This window comes from Rugamonas rubra (genome assembly GCF_900114705.1).
Classification (GTDB): Bacteria; Pseudomonadota; Gammaproteobacteria; order Burkholderiales; family Burkholderiaceae_D; genus Rugamonas; species Rugamonas rubra.
The window spans coordinates 165392-191449 of sequence record NZ_FOTW01000011.1 but is presented as its reverse complement, the minus strand read 5'-3'; the positions used below and the strand labels follow the sequence as shown (position 1 = coordinate 191449).

23 protein-coding genes are annotated in these 26058 nt (G+C 70.0%); 4 read left to right on the top strand and 19 right to left on the bottom strand.

The genetic code is table 11. The annotated features are described in order from the left end of the window. Positions 1-5: 5 nt before the first annotated feature. The 19 genes from BM252_RS12880 to BM252_RS12790 form a co-directional block, all read right to left on the bottom strand. Positions 6-551, bottom strand: a complete 546-nt coding sequence (locus BM252_RS12880) for a DUF3261 domain-containing protein (RefSeq protein ID WP_093388114.1) — start codon at positions 549-551, stop codon at positions 6-8. Between the two features lie 53 nt (positions 552-604). Continuing rightward, on the bottom strand, positions 605-1864 hold the full coding sequence (locus BM252_RS12875) for an NAD(P)/FAD-dependent oxidoreductase (protein WP_093387954.1): 1260 nt from the start codon (positions 1862-1864) through the stop codon (positions 605-607). After that, complete coding sequence (locus tag BM252_RS12870) at positions 1857-4217, bottom strand: MMPL family transporter (RefSeq protein WP_093387953.1); 2361 nt, start codon at positions 4215-4217, stop codon at positions 1857-1859. The genes BM252_RS12875 and BM252_RS12870 overlap by 8 nt, the downstream gene beginning before the upstream one ends. Positions 4218-4222: 5 nt before the next feature. Continuing rightward, entirely contained in the window at positions 4223-4780 is a 558-nt protein-coding gene (locus tag BM252_RS12865; RefSeq protein WP_425442312.1) for an outer membrane lipoprotein carrier protein LolA, read from the bottom strand. Between the two features lie 53 nt (positions 4781-4833). Continuing rightward, a complete protein-coding gene (locus tag BM252_RS12860) occupies positions 4834-5268 on the bottom strand; it encodes an acyl-CoA thioesterase (protein ID WP_093387949.1) in 435 nt (144 codons plus the stop codon). Continuing rightward, complete coding sequence (locus tag BM252_RS12855) at positions 5261-6817, bottom strand: HAL/PAL/TAL family ammonia-lyase (protein ID WP_093387947.1); 1557 nt, start codon at positions 6815-6817, stop codon at positions 5261-5263. Before BM252_RS12855 ends, BM252_RS12860 begins: the two co-directional genes overlap by 8 nt. After that, positions 6804-7745 (bottom strand): lysophospholipid acyltransferase family protein, encoded by a 942-nt coding sequence (locus BM252_RS12850; protein ID WP_245774233.1) that lies wholly within the window; start codon positions 7743-7745, stop codon positions 6804-6806. Before BM252_RS12850 ends, BM252_RS12855 begins: the two co-directional genes overlap by 14 nt. After that, positions 7742-8503, bottom strand: a complete 762-nt coding sequence (locus tag BM252_RS12845) for a glycosyltransferase family 2 protein (protein ID WP_093387945.1) — start codon at positions 8501-8503, stop codon at positions 7742-7744. Before BM252_RS12845 ends, BM252_RS12850 begins: the two co-directional genes overlap by 4 nt. Continuing rightward, positions 8496-10427: an ApeI family dehydratase gene (locus BM252_RS12840; RefSeq protein ID WP_093387944.1), complete on the bottom strand. Its 1932-nt coding sequence runs from the start codon at positions 10425-10427 to the stop codon at positions 8496-8498. Before BM252_RS12840 ends, BM252_RS12845 begins: the two co-directional genes overlap by 8 nt. Beyond that, positions 10420-10965 (bottom strand): COG4648 family protein, encoded by a 546-nt coding sequence (locus tag BM252_RS12835; RefSeq protein ID WP_093387942.1) that lies wholly within the window; start codon positions 10963-10965, stop codon positions 10420-10422. Before BM252_RS12835 ends, BM252_RS12840 begins: the two co-directional genes overlap by 8 nt. Positions 10966-10970: 5 nt before the next feature. After that, entirely contained in the window at positions 10971-11240 is a 270-nt protein-coding gene (locus BM252_RS12830) for an acyl carrier protein (protein ID WP_245774232.1), read from the bottom strand. 12 nt (positions 11241-11252) lie between these two features. After that, positions 11253-11507, bottom strand: coding sequence for a phosphopantetheine-binding protein (locus tag BM252_RS12825; protein ID WP_093387941.1), 255 nt, complete (start codon positions 11505-11507; stop codon positions 11253-11255). Further along, the gene (locus BM252_RS12820; protein WP_093387939.1) at positions 11500-12285 is read right to left on the bottom strand and encodes a lysophospholipid acyltransferase family protein; all 786 of its coding nucleotides are present in this window, start codon (positions 12283-12285) and stop codon (positions 11500-11502) included. Before BM252_RS12820 ends, BM252_RS12825 begins: the two co-directional genes overlap by 8 nt. After that, positions 12278-13021, bottom strand: coding sequence for a beta-ketoacyl synthase chain length factor (locus BM252_RS12815; RefSeq protein WP_093387938.1), 744 nt, complete (start codon positions 13019-13021; stop codon positions 12278-12280). The genes BM252_RS12820 and BM252_RS12815 overlap by 8 nt, the downstream gene beginning before the upstream one ends. 419 nt (positions 13022-13440) lie before the next feature. Further along, complete coding sequence (locus BM252_RS12810; protein WP_093387936.1) at positions 13441-14514, bottom strand: ABC transporter ATP-binding protein; 1074 nt, start codon at positions 14512-14514, stop codon at positions 13441-13443. A gap of 31 nt (positions 14515-14545) precedes the next feature. Further along, on the bottom strand, positions 14546-16321 hold the full coding sequence (locus BM252_RS12805; protein ID WP_093387935.1) for an ABC transporter permease: 1776 nt from the start codon (positions 16319-16321) through the stop codon (positions 14546-14548). 111 nt (positions 16322-16432) lie between these two features. Continuing rightward, entirely contained in the window at positions 16433-17521 is a 1089-nt protein-coding gene (locus tag BM252_RS12800) for an ABC transporter substrate-binding protein (RefSeq protein WP_093387933.1), read from the bottom strand. A 113-nt stretch (positions 17522-17634) separates the two neighbouring features. Further along, positions 17635-18609: a Bug family tripartite tricarboxylate transporter substrate binding protein gene (locus tag BM252_RS12795; RefSeq protein WP_093387932.1), complete on the bottom strand. Its 975-nt coding sequence runs from the start codon at positions 18607-18609 to the stop codon at positions 17635-17637. A gap of 111 nt (positions 18610-18720) precedes the next feature. Continuing rightward, the gene (locus BM252_RS12790) at positions 18721-19782 is read right to left on the bottom strand and encodes a porin (protein WP_093387930.1); all 1062 of its coding nucleotides are present in this window, start codon (positions 19780-19782) and stop codon (positions 18721-18723) included. A 219-nt stretch (positions 19783-20001) separates the two neighbouring features. On the opposite strand from BM252_RS12790, the gene BM252_RS12785 reads away from it, so the two are divergent. The 4 genes from BM252_RS12785 (at position 20002) to BM252_RS12770 (ending at position 25869) form a co-directional block, all read left to right on the top strand. Continuing rightward, complete coding sequence (locus BM252_RS12785) at positions 20002-20742, top strand: response regulator (RefSeq protein ID WP_093387929.1); 741 nt, start codon at positions 20002-20004, stop codon at positions 20740-20742. Next, positions 20743-22245, top strand: a complete 1503-nt coding sequence (locus BM252_RS12780; RefSeq protein ID WP_093387927.1) for a sensor histidine kinase — start codon at positions 20743-20745, stop codon at positions 22243-22245. It abuts the gene before it with no gap. A gap of 70 nt (positions 22246-22315) precedes the next feature. Next, positions 22316-22672, top strand: coding sequence for a ribonuclease E inhibitor RraB (locus BM252_RS12775; protein ID WP_093387926.1), 357 nt, complete (start codon positions 22316-22318; stop codon positions 22670-22672). Between the two features lie 50 nt (positions 22673-22722). After that, positions 22723-25869, top strand: a complete 3147-nt coding sequence (locus BM252_RS12770; protein WP_174900515.1) for a putative bifunctional diguanylate cyclase/phosphodiesterase — start codon at positions 22723-22725, stop codon at positions 25867-25869. Positions 25870-26058: the final 189 nt, after the last annotated feature.

Sequence of the window (26058 nt, the reverse complement as noted above, 5' to 3'; positions counted from 1 at the left end):
CAGCCTCAATCGGTAGTCGGCGCGAACTGGATCGTCAGCCGGTAATGATAACGCAGGTTTTCCAGTACCACGGTGCCGCTCCAGCGCGGTTGGCCGCTATAGTCGATCAACATGATCGGCTGCCCGTCCAGGTACAAGGTGCGGCGCGCGCCCTGCTCGGCGACGCGCCAGCCGGCCGGCAGCGCGGCGGCGATGGCCTCGGCCGGCCACAGCGCCAGCTGCACGTCCTCCAGCACGTCCTCGGCGCGCACCTGCGACGGCAGCATCACATGGCGCCAGGAGCTCAGCTCCTTGCCGTCGTAGTGCAACGTCAGCACGCGCTGGCCGAAGGCCAGGCCGACCATGTCGAGCGCCTCCGGCTCGACCTGCAGGGCGACGTCGAGCTCGTCGATGCGGCCGTTGCGCTCGACCTTCAAGTGCTGCTCGACGCTGATGGCGGCGCCCAGCGCGGCCGGCGCCAGCTTCAGGCCCAGCCGGGCCTGCGGCGGCGCGCTGGCGCAGCCGGCCAGCGCCAGCAGCAAGGCCAGCGCGGCCGGCGCGGCCAGGCGCATCGGCGCGGCCAGCGCCGCAGCCGCCGCGCCGCGCGGTGCCTTCTTCAGCTTGCTCAGGCCGGCGTGCACAGCGCCTCCAGCGCGGCCAGGCGGCGCGGCGTCTCTTTGACGAAGGGATTGCTCTGGTCCCAGGCGTAGCCGGCCAGGATCGCCGAGATCATGCGCTTGACCTCGGGCTGCTGGTTCGGATGGAAGATGATGCGCTGGAAGCCGCCGGCGTACCAGGACTCGACGAAGGTGCGGAAGGTGTCGACGCCCTTGCGCAGCGGCGCGCCGAAGTCGGCCTGCCAGTCCACCGTCTCGCCGGCGAACTGGCGCTGCAGCGCGGCGGCGGCCAGGCTGGCCGACTTGAAGGCGATCGTCACGCCGGAGGAGAACACCGGGTCGAGGAACTCGCCGGCGTTGCCCAGCAGCGCGTAGCCCGGCCCCCACAGTTTTTCCACGTTGGCCGAATAGCCGACGATCTGGCGCGCCGGCGTGTCCCACTTGGCCTCGGCCAGCAGCGCCAGCAGCGAGGGTTCCTCGCCGACGATGGCCTGCAGGCGCTCGGTCGGCGTGCCCGGGTACTGCTCGAGGAAGCTGGTCTCGGCCACCACGCCGAGCGAGCAGCGGCCGCCGGCGAAGGGGATGGTCCAGAACCAGACGTCGCAATGCTTGGGGTGGACGGTGACGCGGATCTTGTTGCGGTCGAAGCCGGCGCCACGGATGCCGTCCTCGACGTGGGTGAAGATGGCGCCGCGCACCGGGAAGTTGGACGGCGTCTCCAGCTTGAGCAGGCGTGGCAGGACGCGGCCGAAGCCGCTGGCGTCGAGGATGAAGCCGGCGTCGACCTGGTAGCTGGCGCCGTCGGCGTCCCTGACGGTGACCCGCGAGCCGCCCTGCGGCCGCGCCAGCTCGACGGCGAGCACCTCGTGGCGGTAGCGCACCTCGGCGCCGAAGCGCTCGGCCTCCTTGGCCAGCACCTGGTCGAAGTCGGCGCGCTGCACCTGGTAGGTGGTGCCCCAGCCGGCCGAGTGCTTGTCGCGGAAATCGAAGTCGGTGTAGCAGCCGTCGCGCATGAAGGCGGCGCCGTTCTTGAACTGGAAGCCGGCCTGCACCACCGCCTGCAGCATGCCGGCCTGCTCCAAATAGGCCATGCTTTGCGGCAGCAGGCTCTCGCCGATCGAGAAGCGCGGGAACAGCTCGCGCTCGAGCACCAGCACTTGGCGGCCCTGCTGGCGCAGCAGCGCGGCGGCGACCGCGCCGGCCGGACCGGCGCCGATGATGAGGATTTCCACCTGTTGTGGCACAGGCGGGTTCGGGGCTTCAGTCATGACGGCTTTCGGATGAGGATGAGGAGGAGGCGAAACAGGGGACGACCAGCCAGACCAGCGCGGTGCCCAGCAGCATGGTCAGGCCGAAGGCCTGCAGCGCCGGGGTCTTGCTCAGGCCGAGCAGGCCGAAGGACAGGATCGTGTTCGCCGCCGACATGCCCACCGCCAGCCAGGGCGTGTGGTCGCGGCGGTCGGGATGTTCTTGCATGAAGATGCCGTAGTCGACGCCGACGCCGAGCAGCAGCATCAGCGCCAGCACGTGGAACAGCTGCAGGTTCTGCCCGGCGAAGCCGAGCAGCGCCAGCGTGGCGACGCTGGCCAGCGCGGTCGGCGCCAGCACGCGCCAGGTGCGCCGGCGGTAGCGCGGCAGCAGCAGCGCGAACACCACGGCGTAGGCGCCCAGCACCACCCAGCCCATGTACTGGCGGTAGCGGCCCAGCACGGAGGAAATCTCGGCCACCTTGTCGACCCACTGCACGCCGTCGATGCCGGCGCCGGCCTGGCTAACCTGCGCCGCGCGCTTGCCGTCCAGGCCGCGCAGCGCGACGATGCTGGCGTAGCCGCCGCCGGTGTGGCCCAGCCACAGGTGGCGCCACGGCTCGCTGGCCGGGGTGCGCAGGAAGTCGTCCAGGGTCAGTGGCGTGCCGGCGGCGCGCAGGCCGGCGCGGGTGGCGTCGATCCAGTCGGCGCCGGCGCCGGTCTGCCCGGCCAGGTCGGCCAACGGGCCGCCGTCCTGCAGCAGCTTGGCCTCGAGCAGCGCCAGCCGCGCCGCCTGGGTCCGCGCCGACGGCACCCAGTTCGACATGGCCTGGTAGCCGGAGATGCCGCGTCCGGCGATCAGCGGGTCGAGGCGCAGCTTGAGCGCCTCCTCGCGTTGCAGCACCAGCTCGGCGCTGGCGCCGCGCACCAGGAAATACTGCACCGGCGTGGGCGCGTCGAGCAGCTTGCTCAGTTTGATCTGGTCGGCGATCAGGTGCTTGGACGGATTCTGCAGCAGGCGGATGTCGTCGTTGGCGCCGAGCCGGCCGATGCCGACGCCGGCGGCCAGCGCGAACAGCGCGGCGGCCACCAGCGTGGCGCGGTTCAGGCGCAGCAGCGGCCAGCGCGCCAGCGCGGCGCCGTAGCGGCGCACCAGCGGGCCGCTCTTCAGCGCGCGCGGGCCGATCAGCACGGGGAACCAGAACACCACCGTCAGCCAGGCGAACACCAGGCCCAGCGCGGAGAACACGGCCATCTGGCGCAGGCCGGGGAACGGCGTCAGCGCCAGGCCCATGTAGCCGATCACGGCGGCCAGCAGCGTCAGGCTGAGGCCGGGCAGCAGGCGCTTGAGCAGGGCCGGCGAGTCGAGCTTGTCGTCGGCGCCGAGGCGGTTGCTGAGGAAGTAGATGCCGTAGTCCTGCGCCACGCCGATCAGGCTGGCGCCGAACACCAGCGTCATCAAATGGATGCGCTCGAACAGCAGCCAGCACAGCGACAGGGAACCAAGGCAGCCGATGAAGATCGACAGCAGGATCAACCCGATCGGCTTGAAGGAGTGGAAGGCGAACCACATCAGCAGGACGATGCCGGTCAGCGAGCCGATGCCGATGGTCGACATTTCGCCGCTGGCCTGGCCGCTGGCGTTGGCCGCGTGCAGGATCACGCCGGCCTGGATCAGCTGCGCCGCCGGCGCGGCCTGGCGCGCGGCGGCGCCGGCCCGGGCCAGCAGCGGCAGCACGGTTTCCTGCGCCGTCATCGACAGCGCAGGCACCTTCAGGGTCAGCGGCAGCAGCACGTACTGCGCCTTGTCGTCGGCGACGAACAGGTGGCCATCGCGCGGGCGCACCGGCGTCTCCAGCGCGCGCTCCTGCACCCAGCCGGAGAACAGGCCGAAGGGATCGTCCTGCCAGGCGCCCAGCTTGGGGCCGCCGAACGGGCTATATAGTTTGCTCAGCGCCGACTGCAACCAGAAGGCGGCCGGCTGCGTGCGCAGCTGGCCCTCCTGCTGCGCCGTCAACAAGACCAGGCGGTGCTGTTGGAACAGCGTCAGCCAGTCGGCCTGGGTCTGCTCGTTGACCGCTGTCGCTTCGAACAGCTCGGGACGCGCGGCCAGCACGGCGCTGTAGGCGTCGGCGGCGCGCTTGGCGTCGTTCCAGTCGGCCGCGCCGACCAGCACCACCAGGCGCTGCTGGGCCGCGTCCACCATGTGGGTGAAGGACTGCTGCAGCACCGGGTCGCGCTCCTGCGTCGGCAGCAGCGCCATGATGTCGGTGTCGGGCACGATGCGCTTGACCAGCCACAGATAGGCGTTGTGCCCCAGCAGCAGGCCGACCACGACGGCCCACAGCAGCGCCAGGCTTTTCGCGCGCGCCATGGGCTTCAAAACAGGGCCGCCTCTTCCGCCGTCATCGCGCCGTCGCCGGTCTGGATCGCCGAGAACACGATGCTGGTGCGGTCGCCGCTGGCCTCGCTCATGACGATGCTCTTGACGTAGGCGCCGCCTTCCAGCTTGATGGCGCCGACGGCCTTGGCCAGCGCCGGCTCGCGCGCCTTCAGCGCCACGTTCCAGCTGTTCGCCTCGGCGCTGCCGTCGACCTCGAACAGCGTTTCGAGCTGGCCCAGGTCGCCGGCCAGCAGCGAGAACAGCACGCTGTTGATCATGCGCACGGTCGGCTCGGTCTTGGCGTCGAGCCGCATGGCGACGCGGTCGCCCTGGTAGTTGACGATCTCGTCGCGGGTCAGCCGCAGCGTGCTGGGGAAAGGCTGCAGGGTGCGCCACAGCACGCCCTTGCCGTTGACCACGCAGAAGCGGCCGTTGGCGGCCAGCGGCTTCTTCATGCCGGCCAGCTGCTTGCTCTGGTCGAAGCGGCCGCACATCAGCTTGGGCTTGGCCAGCATGGCCTGGATCTTCGCCACCGGCGACGGCGCGGCGGCCATGGCGGACGATGCCGCCAACAGCAGGGTCAGTGCGATGCGTTTTACGTTCGGCTTCATTCGGCTTCGATTCCCAATTTTTCAAATAGTACGGGCGGCGACACGAAGCACATCTCCTTGCTGGCGATGTGCACGGCGACCTGGGTGGTGCTGGCGCGGTTGAGGCGTTTGCCGCTCTCGGCGTCGGTGATCAGATAGTCGATCTTCAAGCGGCTCTCCCACTCGACGATGTCGGCGCGCAGCTTGAGCTTTTGGCCGAAGGTGGCCGGGCTCACGTAGCGCAGGTGCATGTCGATCACCGGCCAGGCGTAGCCCGACTCCTTCATCGCCGGGTAGTTGTAGCCGATCTTGTCGAGCAGCGCGCAGCGCACCACCTCGAGGTATTTGACGTAGCGGCCGTGCCAGACGATCTCCATCGGGTCGAGGTCGAAGAACTGCACCTGCATCTCCAGCTCGGCGAACCAGCGGCTGTCCTTGGGCGGCCTAGACATACAGCTCCCATGCCTTGGCGCGGATGCGTTCGATCAGCAGGCGCAGGTCCGGCTCCAGGCGGCGGTCCTCCTGCACCGGGGCGACGTCGGCGCCCAGCTCGGCCAGCATGCGCGTGATCGCGGCGTGCGGCGGCAGCTCCGGGTTGGCCTGCTGGCGCAGCCAGACGCCCTGGCGCACGGTGATCAGCAGCGCGGCGACCACCTGCTCGGTAAGCTGCAACACGCGCAGGCAGTCGCGCGCGGCGATGGTGCCCATGCTGACCTTGTCCTGGTTGTGGCATTCTGTCGAACGGGAGAACACCGAGGCCGGCATGGTCAGCTTGAGGGCCTCGGCGGTCCAGGCCGAGACGCTGATCTGCAGCGCCTTCAGACCGTGGTTGATGGCGGCGCGCGGGCCGCTGGCGCCGGACAGGTTGGCCGGCAGGCCGTGGTTGTAGCGGCTGTCGACCATCAAGGCCATCTGGCGGTCGAGCAGGTCGGCCAGGTTGGCCACGGCGTTCTTCATGCCGTCCATGGCGAAGGCGATGTGGCCGCCGTAGAAGTGGCCGCCGTGCAGCACGCGCTCGCCGTCCGGGTCGATCAGCGGATTGTCGTTGGCGCTGTTGAGCTCGTTCTCGATCGAGCTGCGGAAGAACGGCAGGGCGTCGGCCAGCACGCCGATCACGTGCGGCGCGCAGCGGATCGAGTAGCGGTCCTGCAGGCGCTTGCCGTTGCGTTCCCACTGCTCGGTCGGCAGGTCGCTGCGCAGCCAGGCGGCGACGTTCTGCATGCCGGCGTGCGGCTTGGCGGCGAACAGCACTTCGTCGAAGTGGTGGGCGTTGCCGTCCAGCGTGTAGGAGGCCATCGCCGTGATGCGGGTGCACAGGCGCGTCAGGTACTCGGCGCGGTCGAAGGCCAGGCAGGCCAGCGCCGTCATCACGGCGGTGCCGTTCATGATCGCCAGGCCCTCCTTCGGCCGCAGGCGCAGCGGCGCGATGCCGGCCGCGCGCAGCGCCTCGGCGGCCGGCACCTGCGCGCCGTCGCGCCACACCTCGCGCTCGCCGCACAGCACCGCCGCCAGGTAGGACAGCGGGGTCAGGTCGCCGCTGGCGCCGACCGAGCCCTCGGACGGGATCAACGGCAGCAGGCCGGCGTCGAGCAGGCGGGTGATCTGCAGCAGCAGCTCGACGCTGACGCCGGAGTAGCCCTTGCTCAGCGAGGCCAGGCGGGCCGCCAGGATGGCGCGCGTCTGCGCCGGATCGAAGTATTCGCCCAGGCCGCAGCCGTGGTAGGTGTACAGGTGGTGCGGCAGCTCGGCCACCAGCTCGGCCGGCACGTTGACGGTGCAGGAGTCGCCGTAGCCGGTGGTGACGCCGTAGATGTTGCCGTCCTCGCGCAGCAGGCGGTCGAGGAAATCGGCGCCGCGCGCGATCATGGCGCGGAAGGCGGGATCGTCCGACAGCGTGGCGCCGGCCTCGCCGTGGGCGATGGCGACGATGTCCTCGATGGACAAGCGCTCGCGGTCGAAGCGCACGGCGCGCCGGGTGGTTTTCAGGTCAGCGGGGCGCATCGGGGGTATCCAATTCGGGTAGGTGCCAAAAATCGTAGAAATTGAACCACTGCAGCGGCGCGCGCAGGCAGTGGTGTTCGAGCCGCTTGGCGTAGCCGGCCGCCAGCGCGGCCAACATGCTATCGCGCTCCCGGCGCGGCAGGCGCACGGCATCGGCGAAGGGCTCGATGTGCACCTCGGAGACGGCGCCCAGGCGCAGCGAGAACAGCAGGTAGACGGGGCATTGCAGCACGCTGGCCAGCACGTAGGGGCCGACCGGAAAGGCGGCCGGCGCGCCCATGAACTCGGCCAGCGCGACGCGCGGATTGGGCGACACCGGCACGCGGTCGCCGGCGATGACGACGAACTCGCCGCGCGCCACGCGCTCGGACAGCAGCATCGCCGTGGCAGGCGTCATCTCGGTCACCTGCAGCAGGTTGAGCTGGCTCGCCGGGTTGAGGCGGCCGAGCATCTGGTTGAAGGCGCGGGCGTGGCGGGTGTGCACCAGCACGGTCAGCTTGATGTCGTGGCGCTGGCGCGACAGCACGCGGCACAGCTCCAGGTTGCCCAGGTGCGAGCAGATCAGCAGGCCGCCCCGGCCCTGCGCCAGCGCCTGGTCGATCAACTCGGCGCCGAAGAAGCGCACCGTGTCGAGCTTGAACAGGCCGCCCCACAGCAGCATCTTGTCGAGGATGCCCTCGCCGAAGCTGCCGAAGTGGCGCAGCACGCCGGGCAGCGGCCGGCCGGCGTGGCGCCGCACCCGCGCCAGGAACTCGGCCGAGGCGCGCCGCGCCCGTGGCTGGCTCAGCAGGTACCAGCCCAGCACCGGATACAGCACGACGCGGAACGGCCAGCGGCCGAACACCCGGCAGATCCAGAACAGCAGCCGCATGCCGGCGACGAAGCTGACCTCGTTGAGCGAGGCCCAGTGCTGGCCGCGCGCCGTCACCGGGCGCTCCCGGCGGCCGAACGGCGCCACTTGCGCGCCAACAGGAAGGGGATGCGCGGCAGCATGCCGAAGAACAGCTTGGTGTGCATCCAGGAGATCAGCAGGTTGTCGCGCCACAGGCGGAAGTGCGACACGCCGTCGCTCGGGTAGGACACCCGGGTCGGCAGGTTGACCACCTCCAGGCCGCGCCAGAACAGGCGCACCAGGATGTCGGTGTCGAAGTTCATGCGCGCGCCGATGCGGCGCCGCGCCGCCAGCGCGTTGACCGGCGCCAGCGGATAGACGCGGAAGCCGCACATCGAGTCCTTGATGTCGAAGGACAGCGTGTTGATCCATACCCAGACGTGGGTGGCGTAGCGGCCGTACAGGCGCGCCTTCGGCACCGATTCGTCGTAGACCGGATGGCCGGCGATGATCGCCGCCGGCCGGGCGGCGGCGGCGGCCAGGAAGCGCGGCACGTCGGCCGTGTCGTGCTGGCCGTCGGCGTCGATTTGCAGGGCGTGGCTGTGGCCCAGCGCGGCGGCCTGGCGGAAGCCGCTCAGCACCGCCACGCCCTTGCCCTGGTTGCGCTCCAGCCGCACCAGCGTGACGCGGCCCGGGTGGGCCAGCGCCAGCGCGTCGAGCGCCTGCGCGCAGGGCGCCGAGCTGCCGTCGTCGACCAGGATGCAGGGCACGTCGTGGCGCAGCAGGCCGTCGAGCACGGCGCCGATGGCGTGTTCGTGGTTGTAGACGGGGACCACGATGCAGGGTTTAAACACCGCCCTCCTCCGCTTCGAACATGACGCGGCCGCTGGCGTGCTGGCCCTCGTCCGACAGGTAGCGGAACTGCAGGCAGTTCTTCTGCCGGTCGTGCACCAGCTCCAGTTGCACCTCGCGGTCGGGCCGGATCACGTGCTGGAACTTGAGCGCGTTGATGCCCTTGAAGCGGACCGGCAGGGTGAAGTACCGGCGGCCGAAGTGGATCGCCCATTCGACCTGCACCACGCCGGGCAAAATGGGCGCCTGGTCGAAGTGGCCGGCGAAGTACAACAGGTTGGACGGCGCGGTCAGCGCCAACAGCACGCGCGGCGGCGTCGAGTCGACGTCGCGTTCCAGCTCGCGCAGGTGCGGCAGGCGCGGCGCAGGGGGGGCGACAGCAGCGACTGCGGCGTCAGCGGCTGCGCCCGGCGCGGACGCCTCGTCGAGCAGCGCCAGCAGGGCCGCCAGCGTGGTCTTGCCCTGCGCGTTGATCGGCATGGCGTCCAGGTAGCGCCAGCGGCGCGGCAGCGCCACCGCCTCGACCACGCCGGCCAGCGCGGCGCGCAACCTGGTGTTGAGGGCCTGCTTGCCGGCGCCGGCCAGCAGCGCCTGCCCGGCGGCCGTCGGCACGACGAAGGCGGCCAGCTTCTGCCGCTCGCCCGCCAGCGGGTCGCACAGCACCACGCGCGCCTCGCGCGCCATGCCGGTGGCGACCAGCGCCGCCTCCATGGCGTCGAGCGAGACGCGCTTTTCCTCGATCTTGACGATGCGGTCGCTGCGTCCCAGCAGCAGCAGGCGGTTCTGCCCGGCGTGGTCGACGTTGGCGACGCGGTCGGCCAGCGTCAGCCAGTCGTCGTCGGCGAGGTGGGCCGAGCGCACCTCGAGCAGGTTGTCGCCGGCGGCCAGGCGCCAGGCCACGCTGGGGAAGGCCAGCCAGGACTCGTCGCTGCCGGCGCGGCGCTGGCGCCAGGCGATGCCGCCCGTCTCCGAGCTGCCGTAGACTTCGACCGGCACCCGGCCCAGCAGCCTGCCGCTGGCCTGCGCCGTCTCCAGCGGCAGCGGGCCGCCGGACGAGAACACGGCGCGCAGCGCGCGCGCGGCGCCGCTCCAGTCGAGCTGCTCGGGCAGGCGTTTCAAATGGGCCGGGCTGGCCACCAGCACGCAGGGGCCGGCCGCCAGCGCCACGGCCAGCTGCTCGGGATAGGCCAGGCTGAGCGCGTGGATGGGGCGGCCCACGCTGAGCGGCCACAACACCTTGAACAGCAGGCCGTAGATGTGTTGGTGCGACACCGTGGCCAGCACGGCGGAGCCGTCGGCGGCGGCGCCGAACAGCGTCTCCAGCGTGGCCACCTCGCTGGCCAGTTGCGACAGTTTCTTGGGGATCGCCTGGGCGGCGCCGGTGCTGCCGGAGGTGAACACCACCAGCGCCGGGAAGTCGGCCGCCAGCGCCGGCCACGGCGCGGCGGCGGGCTCGTCGAGGCGGTCGGCACCGGCATAGAAGTTGTCGGCGGAGGCGGCGGCGGTGCCGGGGCCGGGGCCTGCATCGGCGGCGGCGGCGGCGGCGGCGGCGGCATTATCGGCGCCGGCACCGTTGGCGGCGGACTCAGGCAGCGGCGCCAGCGGCGCCAGCGCGGCCGGGAACTCGCCGAGGAAGCCGTCGACCTGGCGGCGCAGCGCGGCGCAGCTGGCCTCCAGCGTGTCGGCGCTGAGCCAGACGGTTTTGCCGGCCTGCCAGGCGCCCAGCAACGCGGCGCCGAACTCGACGCTGTCCTCCAGGTACAGGGCGAAGTTCCGCCCGGCGCGGCCTTGCAGCAGCGCGCGCCAGGCCCGCGCCCGCGCCATGAAGTGGGCGTTGTCGAGCGGCCGGCCGGCGCGCCAGCCGACCAGCGCGTCGACGCCGCGCGCGGCCTGCCGCGCGGCCAGCCGGTACAAGTTCTCAGACATGGTGCAACCGTTTGAAGCGCAGGCGCAGCAGATATTCGACGCCGAACAGCGCGCCCATCAGGCTGTAGGAGACCACCCCGGTGTACAAGGACCAGACGGCCTCCGAGGCCCACAGCGCGGTGGCGCCGGCGATGGCGCCGTTGACGACGAAGAAGCCGCACCAGACCTGGGTGACGCGGCGCATGTAGGCCGTCGCCGCCGGCGGAAAATCTTCGCCGCCCAGGCGCGCCATGCGCTCGACCGCCGACAGCGGCGTGCCCAGGCTGTAGCCGAAGCCGGCCAGCAGGGCGCCGTTGACCAGCACCGGGTACAGCTTGAGCGGCAGCAGCAGGTTGCTCCACACGGCGCAGCCGGCCAGCAGCAGCGCGCCGCCCACCGACCAGCGCGCCACGCCGCTCAGGCGCAGCGCCGGCAGCCGCGTGGCGGCCGCCAGCAGCAGCAGGCAGGCCAGCCAGCGCGGCTCGACCTGTCCCTTGCCGAGCCAGATGGCGAGCGGGTACAGCAGCGTGATCAACACCGTCAGGATGGTCAACAACATGCTGTTTATACCGCCGGCTCCGTCACGCCGGCCAGCGCGTCGACCACGTCGTTGATGGTGCGGATGGTCTTGAACACCTCCGGCTGCAGGCGCTTGCCGGTCAGCTGCTTGAGCTTGACGGCCAGGTCGACGGCGTCGATGCTGTCGATGTCGAGGTCGGCGTACAGGTTCGATTGCGGCGTCAGTTCGGCCTTGTCGAGCTCGAACATCTCGGCCAGCAGGTCGACGATCCAGGTGTAGAGCTCGTCGCGGCCCATCTCGTTCAGTTGTATCATTTCGCGGTTCCCTTATTTTGTTCTGTGGCTGGCGATCATCGCCGCCAGCGCCTTCACCGAGGCGAAATGGCGCCGCGTGTCCTGCGAGTCGGCCGACAGCGTGATGCCGTATTTCTTCTGCAGCGCGACGCCCAGTTCCAGCGCGTCGATCGAGTCGAGGCCGAGCCCCTCGACGAACAGCGCCGCCTCGGCGTCGATGTCGGCGGCAGTGATGTCCTCCAGCTGCAGCACCTCGATGATCATTTCCTTCACTTCTAGCTCAAGCATGTTCTTGGCACTTCCCGGTAAAATAAATCTGTAAAAATTCGGTCAAACGGCGCGCCGCCATCACCTCGCTGGTGTCGTCGCCGCTGAAGCCGGCCACCGCCACGTCGTCCTGCACCTCGATGACGAAGCGCACCCGGCGCGGCGGCACGCGCCACCACTTCTCGCCCTTGCCCAGCGTCAGCGGCTGGCAACGGATCAGCACCGGCGTCACGTCGCGCGCGCCGCGCACGGCGATGTTGGCGGCGCCCCGCTTGAGCGTGATCAGCCCGTCGCCGCCGGTGCGCGTGCCCTCGGGGAAGACGATCAAATTGTTGCCGCGCCTGAGCGAGGCGATGCAGTCGTCGACCAGCTCGGCGCCGCCGGCGTTGTTGATGTAGCCGGCCGCCCGCACCGGGCCGCCGGTGAACGGGTTGTTCCACAGCGCGTCCTTGACGATGCAGTCGGCGTTCTTCACGAAGGCCATCAGGAACACCGTGTCGATCAGCGTCGGGTGGTTGGCCAGGATCAGCAGGCCGCCGCGCGCCAGCTTGTCCATCCCGTTCAGCTCGTAGCGCAGCACGCCGAGCAAACGCATCAGGTCGACATAGGCGCGGAAGGCGCGGCGGATCAGCTCGCGCGCGCAGGCGACGCGCCGCTGCGGCTGGCGCACCAGCAAATTCAGCAGGGGGAACACCAACAGCCGCAACACCAGGCCGCCGACGCCGAAGACGACGAAACACAGGCCGGTGGCCAGCACCCGCCAGTACAACCCCGCCTGCGCCGCCAGGCGCTCAAGCATCGCGGCTCCAGCGCCAGCGGCGCCGCTCGGCGTGGCGCTCCAGTTGGCGCGCGCCGCTCAAGTGGAAGCGCAGCACCGCCAGCGCGCCGGGCATGGCGTCGGCGTCGGCGTCGGCGGCCTCGGCGGCGGCGCCGCTCCAGCTGAGCGAAACGGCGTCGTCGGCCGCCGGCACCATCAACCAGGCCCAGGCGTGCGGCTGTTCGTGGCAGTCGGCGAAACCGGCGAACAACTCCGGCAGCGCGCTGTCGCACGCCACCATCAGCACCATCGGCGCGCCGTCGGCCAGCAGGCCGCAGGCGTCGATCACCGCGTGCTCGACGGTGGCGGCGCCGGCCGCCAGGGCGATGTGGTTGGCGCGCTCGGCGCGGGCGATGGTCAACAGGCCGGCGCTGGCGTTGTGCACCGCCATGCCGAAGCCGGTCGGCGACAAGGCCTCGCCGCGCGCCAGCTCGCTCAACAGCTCGACGGCGCGGACCACCTCGCCGTGGCGCGAGCAGAACACGGTCGGCACCTCGCTGCGCCCGTCCAGGCACTGGTAGGCCACCTCCAGCGCCATCTTGCCGAAGGCGCCGGCGCGCCGGCGCAGCATGGCCGGCATCTGCTTGACGCCCGGCTCGCCGGAGCCGACGATGTCGAACGGCGCCCGCGCCCACGCCGCCCAATCGGCCGCCGTGGCCAAGCCAGGGGCCCAGGCGGCGTGCGCCGCAATCGAAAACTGTACGCCATTGGTGCGCATTTCACCTAACCTCGAACTTTCAATAAAAAAACCGTTCGAACTTGCACCCGGGATGGCGCGGAATTTCCGGCCAACGATCTTTTCAAATTATAAACTAGGGTGGTGTATTCAACGCGGAAATATATACACAAAGCAACTATTTGCGTGTTGCATTCCGGCGAATCTCACCAATAACCACGCTAACTGTTGTCAAAATCGACAAGAAGCCCCCTATCCGGCACAAGGGCCGAATTTGGCGAAGGCGGCATTCTACCCCGGCCGGCCGGCGGCGCGGCATTTTAGATGTCGGGCGGCGGCGCCACCACGCGGGCGGGCACGGCCTGCGGCCTTTGCGGCGACGCGACGGCGCGCGGCCATAAAAAAGGCCGCCACGGCGGATGCCGGGCGGCCTTGACGGTTGCGGCGTGGCGCCGGCTTGCTTAGAAGACCCAGAGCTTGTCGGCCGGCAGTTGCAGCCAGTAGCTGCCCGGCTCCAGCCGGTACTTCGAGTAGGCGCGCAGGCTGAGCTCGCTACCGTCGGCGCCCTTGAACAGGCACTCCCAGCGGTCGCCCAGGTACATGCAGGTGAGCAGCGGCAGTTGCAGCGCGTTGTCCACCGGGCTGGCGCTGATCTTCACCTCCTCGACCCGGATGATGGTGCTCGGCTCCTTGCCGCCGCTGGCGCCGCGCGCCGTGGCATTGAGCGCCACGCCGTTGACGTCGAGCCGCACGGCGGCGCCGTTGCGCTGCACGATGCGGGCCGGCAGGCGGTTGTTGCTGCCCATGAACTCGGCGGTGAACAGGGTGTCCGGCGTCTCGTACATGCTTTGCGGGGTGCCCTGCTGTTCGATCTTGCCGTTGTTGAGCAGCAGGATGCGGTCGGAGATGGCCATCGCCTCGGCCTGGTCGTGGGTCACCATCAGGGCCGACAGGCCCAGGCGCACGATCAGCTCGCGCAGGAAGGCGCGCGCCTCCTCGCGCAGCTTGGCGTCCAGGTTCGACAGCGGCTCGTCGAGCAGGATCACCGGCGGGTTGTAGACCAGCGCGCGGGCGATCGCCACGCGCTGCTGCTGGCCGCCGGACAGCTGGTGCGGGAAGCGCTCGCCCAGGTGGCCCAGGCCGAGCTGCTTGAGCACCTCGTCGACGCGCTCCTTGATCTCGCTAGTGCCCATCTTGCGCAGCTTGAGGCCGTAGGCGACGTTGTCGAACACCGTCTTGTGCGGCCACAGCGCGTAGGACTGGAACACCAGGCCCAGGTTGCGCTGCTCGGCCGGCATCTCGAAGGCGCGGCTGCCGTCGAAGACGCGGCGCTCGCCGATGTCGATGGTGCCCGACTTGGCGCTCTCCAGGCCGGCGACGGCGCGCAGCAAGGTGGTCTTGCCGCTGCCGGACGGGCCGAGCAGGGCCACCACCTCGCCCTTTTGCAGGTGCATCGAGACGCCCTTGAGGATGGGGTTGGTGTGGGCGCCGCTGCCGTAGTCCAGGTGCAGGTCGTTGACGGTCAGTTCGTTCATGATGATGTCTCGTTTCATGTTTTTGATTTGATTAGTTATGCAGCTTGACGCCGAAGCGCAGCGCGATGCCCAGGCCGATGGCGACCAGCGTGATGTTGATGAAGGACAGCGCCGCCACCAGGTCGGTCGAACCGCCGGCCCACAGCGACACCAACATGGCGCCGATCACCTCGGTGCCGGGCGAGAGCAGGTAGACGCCGGTCGAATACTCGCGCTCGAAGATCAGGAACACCATCAGCCAGGCGCCCAGCATGCCGTATTTGATCAGCGGCAGGGTGACGTCGCGGCTGACCTGGCCGCGGCTGGCGCCGACGGCGCGGGCGGCCTCCTCCAGCTCGGGGCCGACCTGCAGCAGCGCGGCCGAGATCAGCCGCATGCCGTAGGCCAGCCAGACCACCGAGTAGGCCAGCCACAGCGCGAAGATGGTCGAGCGCACCTCGCGCAGCAGCGGTATCGCATGGGCGCTGAGCCACAGGGCGACGCTGTTGTCCATGCCCTTCAACATGCCGTCCAACCAGCTCGGCACGAACAGGAAGACCCACAGGAAGGACAAGCCGGCCAGCAGGCCCGGCACGGCGCGCGGCACCAGCACGCTGTAGTCGAGCAGGCGGGTGATGCCGTCCGGCTTGCGGTGCATGGCCAGCGCGATGGCGCTGTAGCAGACCACCGCCAGGGCGCCGCCGATGACGCCGATCAGCACCGTGTTGAGGATGCCGCGCATCAGCGACGGCTGCTCGAGGATCTCGCGGAAGTGCTGCAGGGTCAGCACGTCGGCCAGGTGCACGCCCTCGCCCCAGTACAGCACGAAGGAGCGCAGCACGATGCCGGAGATCGGCATGACGATGGTGAACATCAGCCAGCCGGCGATCAGGGCGAAGGCCAGCCATTTCCAGTTACCCAGCGGCATGACCTTGGTGCGCGCGCCCTTGCCCTTGATGGAGACGTATTTGTTGGCCGACTTGAGCAGCCAGCGCTGCAGCATCACCAGCGGCATGGTGACCATCACCAGGCAGACGGCGACGGCGGCCATCAGGTGGTAGGACGGCGTGCCCAGCTTGTTGGTCAACTTGTACAGGTAGGTGGCCAGCACCATGTGGCCCTCGGGGTCGCCCAGCACCAGCACCAGGCCGAACACCTCGAAGCCGAGGAAGAACACCAGCACGGCGGCGTAGGCCAGCGCCGGCATGATCATCGGCAGCGAGACGTTGAGCATCACCTGCAGCGGCGAGGCGCCGGCCACGCGGGCCGCCTCCTCGACGTCGGAGCCGAGGCTCTTCAGCGCCGACGAGGCGTACAGGTAGACGTGCGGCACGTGGGTCAGGCCGGCGATGACGACGATGCTGCCGAAGGAGTAGATGTTCCACGGGATGAAGCCGAGCAGGTCCTTGGCCCAGGTCGAGTAGAAGCCGACCGGCCCCATGGCGACCACGTAGCCGAAGCCCATCACCATCGGCGAGACGAAGATCGGCACCAGCAGCATCGGCGCGATCCAGCCGCGGCACGGCAGGTCGGTGCGGATCATCAGGAAGGCCAGCATGCCGCCCAGCGGCACGGCGATCACCGCCAGGCCGGTGGCCAGGATCAGGCCGTTGCGGAAGGCGAGGCTGAAGTCGGGGTCGTCGAAGATGAAGCGGTAGGCGTCGAAGCCGAGCTCCTTGACCGGCATGAAGAACGGCGCCGACAGGAAGCTTTGGTAGAAGATCAGGAACAGCGGCAGGAAGATGGCGACGAGGGCGAGCGCCACCACCACGCCGCGCGGCCAATTGAGGCTGCGCCGGCCGGAGCTGGGAAGGGTCATGGTTTGCATAGTATCGGGCCTTGAAATGGGGCGTGCTGGCCGGGATCGGGCGTGATTAGCCACGGCCCGCGACGCGAACCCTGGCACCGACCCCGGTGGTGAAGCGTGAAGCGGCGCGGCTTACTTCTTGCCGGCGGTTTCTTTCCACTGCTTGAGGAAGGCCATGCGCTTGGCCGGGCCGAGGAACTGCAGGATGATCGGGTGCACCGGCACCGGCTTGACGTTGTCCTTGCCGATTTGCTTGATCAGGTCGGCCGAGGTGGTCTCGCCGCTGACGTCGGCGCGGATGGCGTACAGCTTGGAGTCGTTGGCGATCACCGTCTGGCCGCGGTGCGACAGCATGTAGTCGAGCCACAGCTTGGCGCCGTTGACGTTCTTGGCGGCCTTGTTGATGAAGATGACGCGCGACAGGATCAGCGTGTAATCCTTCGGCAACACCACGCCGATCGACGGGTCGGTCCTGGCGCGCACCAGGGCGTAGGAGCCCAGCACGTTGTAGCCGATCAGGTTCTCGCCCGAGGAGATGCGCTCCATCATGGTGCCGGTGGACGACTGCACGCGCACCTTGGCCGCGCCGAAGGCGTTTTCCAGCTCGAGGAACTTGGGATTCTCGCGCGCGTCCTGGGTCATGAACATGAAGCCGACGCCGGATTTTTCGATGTCGTAGGTGGTGACCTTGTCCTTGAACTTGGGCAGTTGGATCAGCTTGGTGAAGTCGGCGTGGGTCTGCGGCACCTCCTTGGCCTCGACCAGGCGCTTGTTGTAGACGATGGCGGCCGGCTCGAAGGTGGTGCCGTAGGCCTGCTCGTCCCAGATCGCCCAGCCGGGGATCTTGCCCGCCTCGACCGACTTGTACTTGAGGGCGTAGCCGTCCGAGGCCAGGCGCATCTGCAGGTCCATCGCCGACGACCACATGACGTCGGCGGTGTTGCCGCCGGCCGCCACCTCGGAGATGAAGCGGTTGTACACCTCGGTCGAGTTCATGTCGTTGTACTCGACGCTGATGCCGGGGAACTGGGCGCTGAAGTCCTTGATCAGCGGCTGGGTCGCCTTGCTGTCGGTGGCGCCGTAGACCACCAGCTTGCCCTCCTTCTTGGCGCCGTCGATGATCTTCTGGTAGTCGGCCGGGTAGCCGGCCGGCACCTGGGCCAGGGCGGCCGAGGCGAATACGGTGGTCAATGCAGCGGCCAGGGTGGTTTTCAACATCATGTCTTGTCTCCGTCGTTTATATGTGGCGATGATTCGCCTTATGTACCGCGTTTTACTGCCTTGTTCCTACTGCGAGTTGCGTACCGCGTACTGCGTATTGCCTGCGGCGGCGCCTAGCGCATCAAGCCAAGTTCGCTGGCGCGCCGGCCGTAGTCGTCGACCGCCTTCTTCACGTAGGCCGCCAGCGCCTCGCCGGTCAGGCTGAACGGATACAGGCCGTAGGCGGCGCGGCTCTGCGCGAACTCCGGCGTGGCCAGCACGCGGTCGAAGGTGGCGACCCATTTGCGGTAGTCGCCCTCGGCCACCTGCGGCCCCATCCAGACGCCGCGGATGATCGGCCAAACCACGTCGATGCCCTGCTCGCGCGCCGTCGGCACATTCGCCAACACGCCCGGCAGGCGCCGTTCCGACAGCACCGCCAGCACCCGCGTGTTGCCGCCCGCCGAGTACAGCGTGGCCTCCGAGGCGTCGCCCGAGACCACCTGCACATGGTTGGCGTGCATCGCGGTGAAGGCCTCGCCGCCGCCCTCCAGCGCGACGAAGCGCAACACCTTCGGATCGACGCCGGCGGCCTTCACCACCAGCGCGATCTTCAACCAATCCTGGCTGCCGATGGTGCCCGAGACACCCACCAGCACCTTGTCCGGCTGCTTCCTCAAGGCGGCGACCAGGTCGCCCAGCGTCTTGTAGGGCGAATCGGCGCGCACCGCGATCATGCCGTAGTCGGCGCCCAGCGCCGCCACCCAGCGCACGTCGCCCGCCGTGGCCCGGCCGAACTTGCCCTGCGCCAGGTTGAGCAGCGAGCCGCCGGAGAACACCACCAGGGTGTTCGGCTCGGCGCGCCGCTGCGACACCAGCGAGTGCCAGGCCACCGCGCCTATGCCGCCGGGCAGGTAGCTGATGTGCATGGCGCCGGCGGGCCGGCCCGGCAGTCCGTTCAATCCTTGTTGCGCCAGCTTGCAGGTCAGGTCCATCGCGCCGCCCGGCTTGGACGGGACGATGCACTCCACGCCTGCCGGCTGGGCCGCCGCGCCGGACTGCGGCGGGACGGATATCAGCGCCAGCAAAGCCAGCAAAATTTTCTTCATCTGGTATGGGTATAGTAGAACGGTGAAGCTTTCAAAGCGCTTTCAAAACCCGGCGATTTTTCAACATTCCTCGAAAATTCGCCGGGCCCGATCGAGGCCTAGAGGCGCGGCTTAGAAGCGGTGCTGCATGCCGGTGACGAAACCGCGCTGCGATTCGCCGAAGCCGGCGTCGTCGCGCGACAGGCCGGTCAGCTGGCCGTTCTTGGCCTTGACGTAGGCGGCCGAAACGTACAGGTCGGTGCGCTTGGACAGCGCGTAGCGGTAGCGCGCCACGTACATGGTCGGGTCGGCATCCTTGCCGCCGGCGACGTTCTTGACGTTGACGTGGTAGATCGCGCCGGTCAGCGTGGCCGCGTTGATCTTGTAGTTGACGCCGCCCCAGTAGGTGGTCGCCTCGACGTCCGGCGTCAGCGCCTTGCCGGCCACGGTCTTGAAGTCGCGCACCACGGCGGTCAGCTTGAGCGGACCGTTCTCGTAGTTGCCGCCGATGTGCCAGACGGTGTTCTTGTCGCGGTTGCCGGTGGCGGCCACGGTGTTGCCGTTGACCCGCTCCCAGGTCGCCATCAGGCTGACCGGGCCGGTGGTGTAGACGGTCGACAGGCCCATCTTGCTGCTGTCGCGCGCGCCGCTGGCCTGTTCGCCGAAGCCGTAGGAGGCGCCGAACTTGAAGGCGCCGACCTTGCCGGAGTACTTGACCAGGTTGTCGAAGGCGGTGGTGAAGCCGTACTTGCTCGGGCCGGTGGCCGGACCGGAGGTGGCCCACGAGTACAGCGGCGCGAAGCCCATCGGGTCGAAGGCGATCACCGTGTCGTACACGTTGCTGAACGAGCGGCCCAGCACGACGCGGCCGAAACCACCCTCCAGGCCGACGTTGGCCTGGCGCTTGAACAGCACGCCGTCGGAGGCGCCGCTGTCCATCAGGATGCCGCCCTCGAGCTGGAACACCGCCTTCAGGCCGCCGCCCAGGTCCTCGCTACCGCGCAGGCCCCAGCGCGAGGTGTTCATGCCGCCGGAAGTGACCCGGGTCAGCGAACCGCCGCCGGCCTTGGCGTCGGAGGCGTAGTCGACGCCCATGTCGAGCAGGCCGTAGACCTGGACGTTCGATTGGGCCTGGGCGGCGCCGCCGGCGGCCAGCAGGGCCAGCGCGGCGAGTGACAGGGTGGTTTTCTTCATGTGGGTCTCCAGAGGATATAGTTATTGGTGAGTTGCCTGATCGTTGAATCAGGCTGCCACTATAGAAGTCGCTTCCTTTCAATTGGCTTTCAGCGGGGGTGGCGGGCCCGGCTTGTCGTCAAGGCGCCACAATCGGCGGGGTGCGCTTCCCAATTGGCCCGGCGGCGGCGATGATTGTGGCCCTACACTGAACTTACTTCAAACTGTTGGCAAGAAAATATGCGCATTCTGTTAGTTGAAGACCACACCGAACTATCGCGCTGGCTGGCCAAGGCGCTGCGCGACGCCCACCTCACGGTCGAGTGCGCCGACAACGGCGCCGACGCCGACGCCCTGCTACACACCCAGGACTACGCGCTGGTGATCCTCGACCTGACGCTGCCGCGCATGGACGGGCTGGAGGTGCTGCGCCGGCTGCGCGCGCGCGCCGCGCCGCGCGGCCAGACGCCGGTGCTGATCCTGACCGCGCGCGGCGGCCTGGACGACAAGGTGCAGGGCCTCAACCTGGGCGCCGACGACTACCTGGCCAAGCCCTTCGAGCTGGCCGAGCTGGAGGCGCGGGTCAAGGCGCTGCTGCGCCGCAGCGTCGGCAACGAGAGCCTGGTGCACAGCTGCGGCGCGCTCAGCTTCGACACGGTGACGCGCATGTTCAGCTACGCCGGCACGCCGATGGCGTTGACGCCGCGCGAGCACGCCGTGCTGGAGGCGCTGATCACCCGCGCCGGCCGCGCCGTGTCGAAGGAGAAGCTGTTCGACGAGGTGTTCGCGCTGGCCGACGACGCCAACCTCGACGCCATCGAGCTGTACATCCACCGCGTGCGCAAGAAGCTCGACAGCGGCGTGGCGGCCGGCGCGGCCGGCGGCGCCGTCATCACCACGCTGCGCGGCATCGGCTACCTGCTGCAACCAAGGCCGGCCGCCCCGGCCAGCCCGGCCGCCCCGGCCGCCCCGGCCGCCTGAATGAGGCTGCCGGCCGCCCTGCGCGCGCGCGCCGCCACCGGCGCTGCTGCGGCGCCGGCCGCGCTGGGCAGCCTGCGCGGCCAGCTGCTGCGCTGGCTGCTCGGCCCGCTGATCGTGCTGGTGCTGCTGAACGCCGTCTCGGTCTACCGCAACGCCCTCGACGCCGCCGACATGGCCTACGACCGCTCGCTGCTGGCCTCGACGCGGGCGCTGGCCGAGCGCGTCTCGGTGGTCAACGGCAAGGTGGTGGCCGACGTGCCCTACGTCGCCCTCGACAGCTTCGAGACCGACACCCTGGGCCGCATCTACTACAAGGTCACCGGCATCCGTGGCGAGACCGTGTCCGGCTACGCCGACCTGCCGCCGGTGCCGGCCAACGTGCCGCGCTCGCAGGCCTACCCGGCGCTGGTGCGCTTCTACCACGCCAGCTACCACGGCCAGGCCATCCGCATCGCCGCCCTGCTGCAGCCGGTGTACGACGACTCGATGCGCGGCATCGCGCTGATCCAGGTGGCCGAGACGCTCGACGCGCGGCGCGGCCTGTCCAACCAGATCCTGTTCGACACCCTGCTGTGGCAGGCCGGCCTGCTGGTGGCGCTGGCGCTGCTGGTGTGGTTCGCCGTGCGCCTGGTGCTGCGCCCGCTGATGCGGCTCAAGCTGGCGGTCGAGACGCGCAGCCTGTCCGACCTGTCCGACGTCGACCCGGCGCTGGTGCACAAGGAGGTGCGCCCGCTGGTGGCGGCGATGAACGGCGCCATGGCGCGGCTGCAAAGCCTGATCGCCAGCCAGCGCCGCTTCATCGCCGACGCCTCGCACCAGTTGCGCACGCCGCTGACGGTGCTCAAGACCCAGGCCGAGCTGGCGCTGCGCGAGTGCGAGCGCGAACAGCACGACCCTGAGCGGCTGCGCGCCGCGCTGGGCGAGATCGTGCGCAGCATCGCCGCCACCACCGACTCGACGGTCAACCTGGCCAACCGCCTGCTGACCTTGGCGCGCATCGAGCATGGCGGCGAGGGCACGGCGCTGGCCCCGGTGGCGCTGCGCGACACCTTGCGCCAGGTGGCGCTGGAGCAGGCGCCGGCCGCCGTCGCGCGCAACATCGACCTGTCGCTCGAGGCCGAGCTGGACGGCCTGGTGCGCGGCCACGCCCTGCTGCTGCACGAGCTGGTCGCCAACCTGCTCGACAACGCGCTGCGCTACACGCCGCCCGGCGGCAGCGTGGTGCTGCGCGTGCTGGCCGGCGCGGCGGCCGACGGCGGCCCCGGCCGGGTGCTGCTGGAGGTCGAGGACAGCGGCCACGGCATCGCCGCCGCCGAGCGCGAAAAGGTCTTCGCGCCGTTCTACCGCGCCGCCGCCACGCTCGAGCGCAACCCCGGCGGCGCCGGCCTGGGCCTGGCCATCGTGGCCGACATCGCCGCCCTGCACGGCGCCGCCATCGTGCTGGCCGACGGCGCCGGCGGGCGCGGCCTGCGCGTGCGGCTGTTGTTTTCCGCCCTCGCCTAAGGCCACCGCCCGGGCGGCTGGCGCTACAATACGCCTAACAAGCCACCACGACACACAAGGAAAGCGCAGCATGAGCATCAAAAAAATCAGCCAAGAGGACATGACCGAACTGTTCGCCGACATGGCGCAAAACGCCCCCTGGGACAGCAGCAAGCCGCTGCTGTGGGGTTACTTCTTCGCCGACCAGGCCAAGGCCAAGCTGGAACAGGCGGCGCCGCTGCTGGTGGCCAAGGGCTACCGCGTGGTCGGCCTGTTCGACTCGGCGGCCCAGGCCGACGGCACGCCGGCGCAAAGCTGGCTGCACGTCGAAAAGGTCGAGAAACACGACGCCGCCAGCCTGCACGCGCGCAACCAGGAGTTCTACCGCTTCGCCGAGGAGCAGCAGATCGAGACCTACGACGGCATGGACGTCGGCCCCGCCGTCTAAACCCTTCGCCCGCCCAGCGCCGGTGGCACGGCGCGCCACCGACGACCAAGATGACCACCACCGCCAGCAGCACCATGTCCCGTTTCTCGCGCAGCGCCTGGCTCACCGTCGCCGCGCTGGCGCTGTTCTGCGCCAGCTTCTGGCTGTATGTCTGGGCCGAGCAGCGCATCGACGACGCCAACGAGTTGCGCTACCATTCCTACCAGCTGACCGAGGAGCTGCGCCAGTCCTCCGACGAGCTGACCCGCATGGTGCGCAGCTACGTGGCCACCGGCGAGCCGGGCTACCGCCAGCACTACCAGGACATCCTGGCGGCGCGCGACGGCCGGCCCGGCGCGGCGCCGATCGAGCCGCACGCCTACTGGGACCTGGCGCCGGCCGAAGCGGCGGCCGAAGCGGCGGCGCCCGCCGCGCGCGCGGCGCCGGCCGAAGCGCCCCTGCTCGAACGCATGCGGCGGGCCGGCTTCAGCGCGCTGGAATTCTCGCTGCTGAGCGAAGCCAAACAAAACTCCGACAGCCTGACCCACACCGAGCTGGCCGCCATGGCCCTGCTCGAGGGCGGCGGCGCGGCCGAACCGGCGCGGCGCCAGGCCGCCAGCGAGCTGTTGCACAACGCCGAGTACCGCCAGGCCAAGGCGGCCATCATGCGGCCGATCGGCCAGGTGCAGAACAGCGTCGAGCAGCGCACCCTGGAGGCGGTGCGCAACGCCGCCGGCAACGCGCGCAGCATGCGCGCCGCGGTGCTGCTGGCCGGCGCGCTGCTGCTCTACCTGCTGTGGCGCAGCAAGCGCGACCTCGACGCCATCCTCGGCTGCCGCGCCGACCTGCTGCACCAGCGCATCGAGCGGCTCAGCGGCGGCGACTTCGCCGGCGCCATCCCGGTGCCGGCCGGGCGCCGCCACAGCGTGCTGGGCTGGCTGGCCGAGATGCAGCAGAGCCTGCAGCGCATCGACGCCGAGCGCGGCGCCGCGCTGGCGCGCCACCAGCGCGTCAGCCGGCTCTACAGCGCGCTGAGCCAGTGCAACCAGGCGATCGTGCGCAGCACCAGCGAGGCCGAGCTGTTCGAGCGCATCTGCCGCGCCGTGGTCGAACACGGCGGCATGACGATGGCCTGGATCGGCATGATCGCCGACGCCGACGGCCACGTCGTGCCGGCCGCCGCGCACGGCGACGGCATCGAGTACCTGGACGGCCTGCGCCTGTCGCTCGACGCCGCCAACCCGCACGGCCGCGGCCCGATCGGCTGCTCGTTCCGCGCCGGCCAGCCCTACTGGTGCCAGGACTTCCAGGCCGATCCGGCCACCGCCGCCTGGCACGCCCGCGGCGCGCAGTTCGGCTGGGGCGCCTCGGCGGCGCTGCCGCTGCGCCGCGACGGCCACATCGTCGGCTTCTTCTCGCTGTACTCGGCGCTGCGCCTGGCCTTCGACCAGGAGGTGCGCGAGCTGCTGCTGGAGATGGTGCTCGACATCGAGTTCGCCCTGAAGAACTTCGACCGCGAGGCCCAGCGCGAGCAGTCCAGCGCGCTGCTGCGCAAGAGCGAGCAGCACCTGCGCACCATCATCGAGACCGAGCCGGAGTGCATCAAGGTGCTCGACAGCGAGGGCCGCCTGCTGGAGATGAACGCGGCCGGCCTGGCCATCCTCGAGGCCGACAGCCTGGAGCAGCTGCAGCGCCACGACCTGGTCGAGCTGGTGCTGCCGGCCTACCGCGCCGACTTCACGGCGCTGCACCAGCGCGTCATGCAGGGCGGCAGCGGCACGCTCGAGTTCGAGGTGCGCGGCCTGCGCGGCGGCACCCGCTGGATGGAGACGCACGCCGCGCCGATGGAAGGCGAGCCGGGCGAGCCGCCGATGCTGCTGGGGATCACGCGCGACGTCACCGAGCGCAAGCGGGCCGACGCGCAGATCCAGTACCTGGCCCACTTCGACGCGCTGACCGGCCTGCCCAACCGCACCCAGCTGCTCGACCACGCCGCCTACGCGCTGAGCCTGGCGCAGCAAAGCCGCCAGACGGCGGCGGTGATGCTGCTCGACCTGGACCGCTTCAAGGACATCAACGACTCGCTCGGCCACAGCGCCGGCGACGCCCTGCTGGTCGAGCTGGCCGGCCGGCTGCGCCAGACGCTGCGCCCGGGCGACCTGCTGGCGCGCCTGGGCGGCGACGAGTTCATGTTCGTGCTGCCGGGCGTGGACGCGGCCGGCGCCGCGCTGGCGGCGCGCCGCCTGCTCGGCCTGATCGAGGCGCCCTGCCACATCGCGCCGCACGACCTGAACGTGACGGCCTCGGTCGGCATCGCGCTGTACCCGGCCGACGGCGCCGACCTGGAGGCCTTGTTCCAGTGCGCCGACGCGGCCATGTACCGCGTCAAGCAGGAGGGCCGCAACGACCTGCGCTTCTTCACGGCGGAGATGCAGCAGCGCTCGGCGCGCAACCTGCAGCTGGTGTCGGCGCTGCGCCACGCGCTCGAGCGCGAGCAGCTGCAGGTGCACTACCAGCCGCAGTTCTCCCAGCAGGACGGGCGCATCGTCGGCGCCGAGGCGCTGCTGCGCTGGCACTCGCCCGAGCTGGGCCAGGTGTCGCCGGCCGAGTTCATCCCGGCGGCCGAGGACAGCGGCCTGATCCTGCCGATCGGCGCCTGGGTGCTGCGCCAGGCGGCGCGCCAGGCGCGCCGCTGGATGGACGCCGGCCTGGCGCCGCTGGTGATGGCGGTGAACTTGTCGGCGGTGCAGTTCCGCCAGGCCGACCTGCCGCGCCTGGTGACCCAGATCCTCGACGAGGAGGGCCTGCCGGCCGAGTACCTCGAGCTCGAGCTGACCGAGGGGGTGGCGATGCACGACCCGCAGGGCGCCATCGCCATCATGAACAGCCTGCACGAGCGCGGCGTGCGCATGTCGATCGACGACTTCGGCACCGGCTACTCCTCGCTCAGCCATTTGAAGAAGTTCAAGATCTACAAGCTGAAGATCGACCAGTCCTTCGTGCGCGACATCTGCACCGACCCGGAGGACAAGGCGATCGTCGGCGCCATCATCCAGATGGCCCGCAGCCTGGGCCTGCAGACCATCGCCGAGGGCGTCGAGACGGCCGGCCAGCTGGAGTTCCTGCGCGAGCAGGGCTGCGACGAGATGCAGGGCTACTACTTCAGCAAGCCGTTGCCGGCCGAGCAGTTCGAACAGTTCGCCCGCGCCCGGCAGTAGCGCCGGCGGGCGGCCGGCGGCGGGACGGCGCCGGCCGAGCGCTGCGCCGGCTTGCGCACCTCCGGGGCGACCACGGCGAAGCCCGCTTGCCGCAGCGGCGGCGCCGGCCAATCGGGCGCGGCCCCGCCCGCTTTTCCCCTATCATCGCGGGACCAGCGCGCACGGCGCCCCCTCCCCTATTTGCCATGA

Coding starts and splice junctions, on each gene's coding strand:
- BM252_RS12835 (WP_093387942.1), bottom strand. CDS start 10,965: ATGTTGTTGACCATCCTGACGGTGTTGATCACGCTGCTGTACCCGCTC.
- BM252_RS12800 (WP_093387933.1), bottom strand. CDS start 17,521: ATGATGTTGAAAACCACCCTGGCCGCTGCATTGACCACCGTATTCGCC.
- BM252_RS12880 (WP_093388114.1), bottom strand. CDS start 551: ATGCGCCTGGCCGCGCCGGCCGCGCTGGCCTTGCTGCTGGCGCTGGCC.
- BM252_RS12770 (WP_174900515.1), top strand. CDS start 22,723: ATGACCACCACCGCCAGCAGCACCATGTCCCGTTTCTCGCGCAGCGCC.
- BM252_RS12790 (WP_093387930.1), bottom strand. CDS start 19,782: ATGAAGAAAACCACCCTGTCACTCGCCGCGCTGGCCCTGCTGGCCGCC.
- BM252_RS12875 (WP_093387954.1), bottom strand. CDS start 1,864: ATGACTGAAGCCCCGAACCCGCCTGTGCCACAACAGGTGGAAATCCTC.
- BM252_RS12810 (WP_093387936.1), bottom strand. CDS start 14,514: ATGAACGAACTGACCGTCAACGACCTGCACCTGGACTACGGCAGCGGC.
- BM252_RS12870 (WP_093387953.1), bottom strand. CDS start 4,217: ATGGCGCGCGCGAAAAGCCTGGCGCTGCTGTGGGCCGTCGTGGTCGGC.
- BM252_RS12820 (WP_093387939.1), bottom strand. CDS start 12,285: ATGCTTGAGCGCCTGGCGGCGCAGGCGGGGTTGTACTGGCGGGTGCTG.
- BM252_RS12775 (WP_093387926.1), top strand. CDS start 22,316: ATGAGCATCAAAAAAATCAGCCAAGAGGACATGACCGAACTGTTCGCC.
- BM252_RS12795 (WP_093387932.1), bottom strand. CDS start 18,609: ATGAAGAAAATTTTGCTGGCTTTGCTGGCGCTGATATCCGTCCCGCCG.
- BM252_RS12825 (WP_093387941.1), bottom strand. CDS start 11,507: ATGCTTGAGCTAGAAGTGAAGGAAATGATCATCGAGGTGCTGCAGCTG.
- BM252_RS12785 (WP_093387929.1), top strand. CDS start 20,002: ATGCGCATTCTGTTAGTTGAAGACCACACCGAACTATCGCGCTGGCTG.
- BM252_RS12865 (WP_425442312.1), bottom strand. CDS start 4,780: ATGGCCGCCGCGCCGTCGCCGGTGGCGAAGATCCAGGCCATGCTGGCC.
- BM252_RS12860 (WP_093387949.1), bottom strand. CDS start 5,268: ATGTCTAGGCCGCCCAAGGACAGCCGCTGGTTCGCCGAGCTGGAGATG.
- BM252_RS12840 (WP_093387944.1), bottom strand. CDS start 10,427: ATGTCTGAGAACTTGTACCGGCTGGCCGCGCGGCAGGCCGCGCGCGGC.
- BM252_RS12815 (WP_093387938.1), bottom strand. CDS start 13,021: ATGCGCACCAATGGCGTACAGTTTTCGATTGCGGCGCACGCCGCCTGG.
- BM252_RS12830 (WP_245774232.1), bottom strand. CDS start 11,240: ATGATACAACTGAACGAGATGGGCCGCGACGAGCTCTACACCTGGATC.
- BM252_RS12780 (WP_093387927.1), top strand. CDS start 20,743: ATGAGGCTGCCGGCCGCCCTGCGCGCGCGCGCCGCCACCGGCGCTGCT.
- BM252_RS12805 (WP_093387935.1), bottom strand. CDS start 16,321: ATGCAAACCATGACCCTTCCCAGCTCCGGCCGGCGCAGCCTCAATTGG.
- BM252_RS12855 (WP_093387947.1), bottom strand. CDS start 6,817: ATGCGCCCCGCTGACCTGAAAACCACCCGGCGCGCCGTGCGCTTCGAC.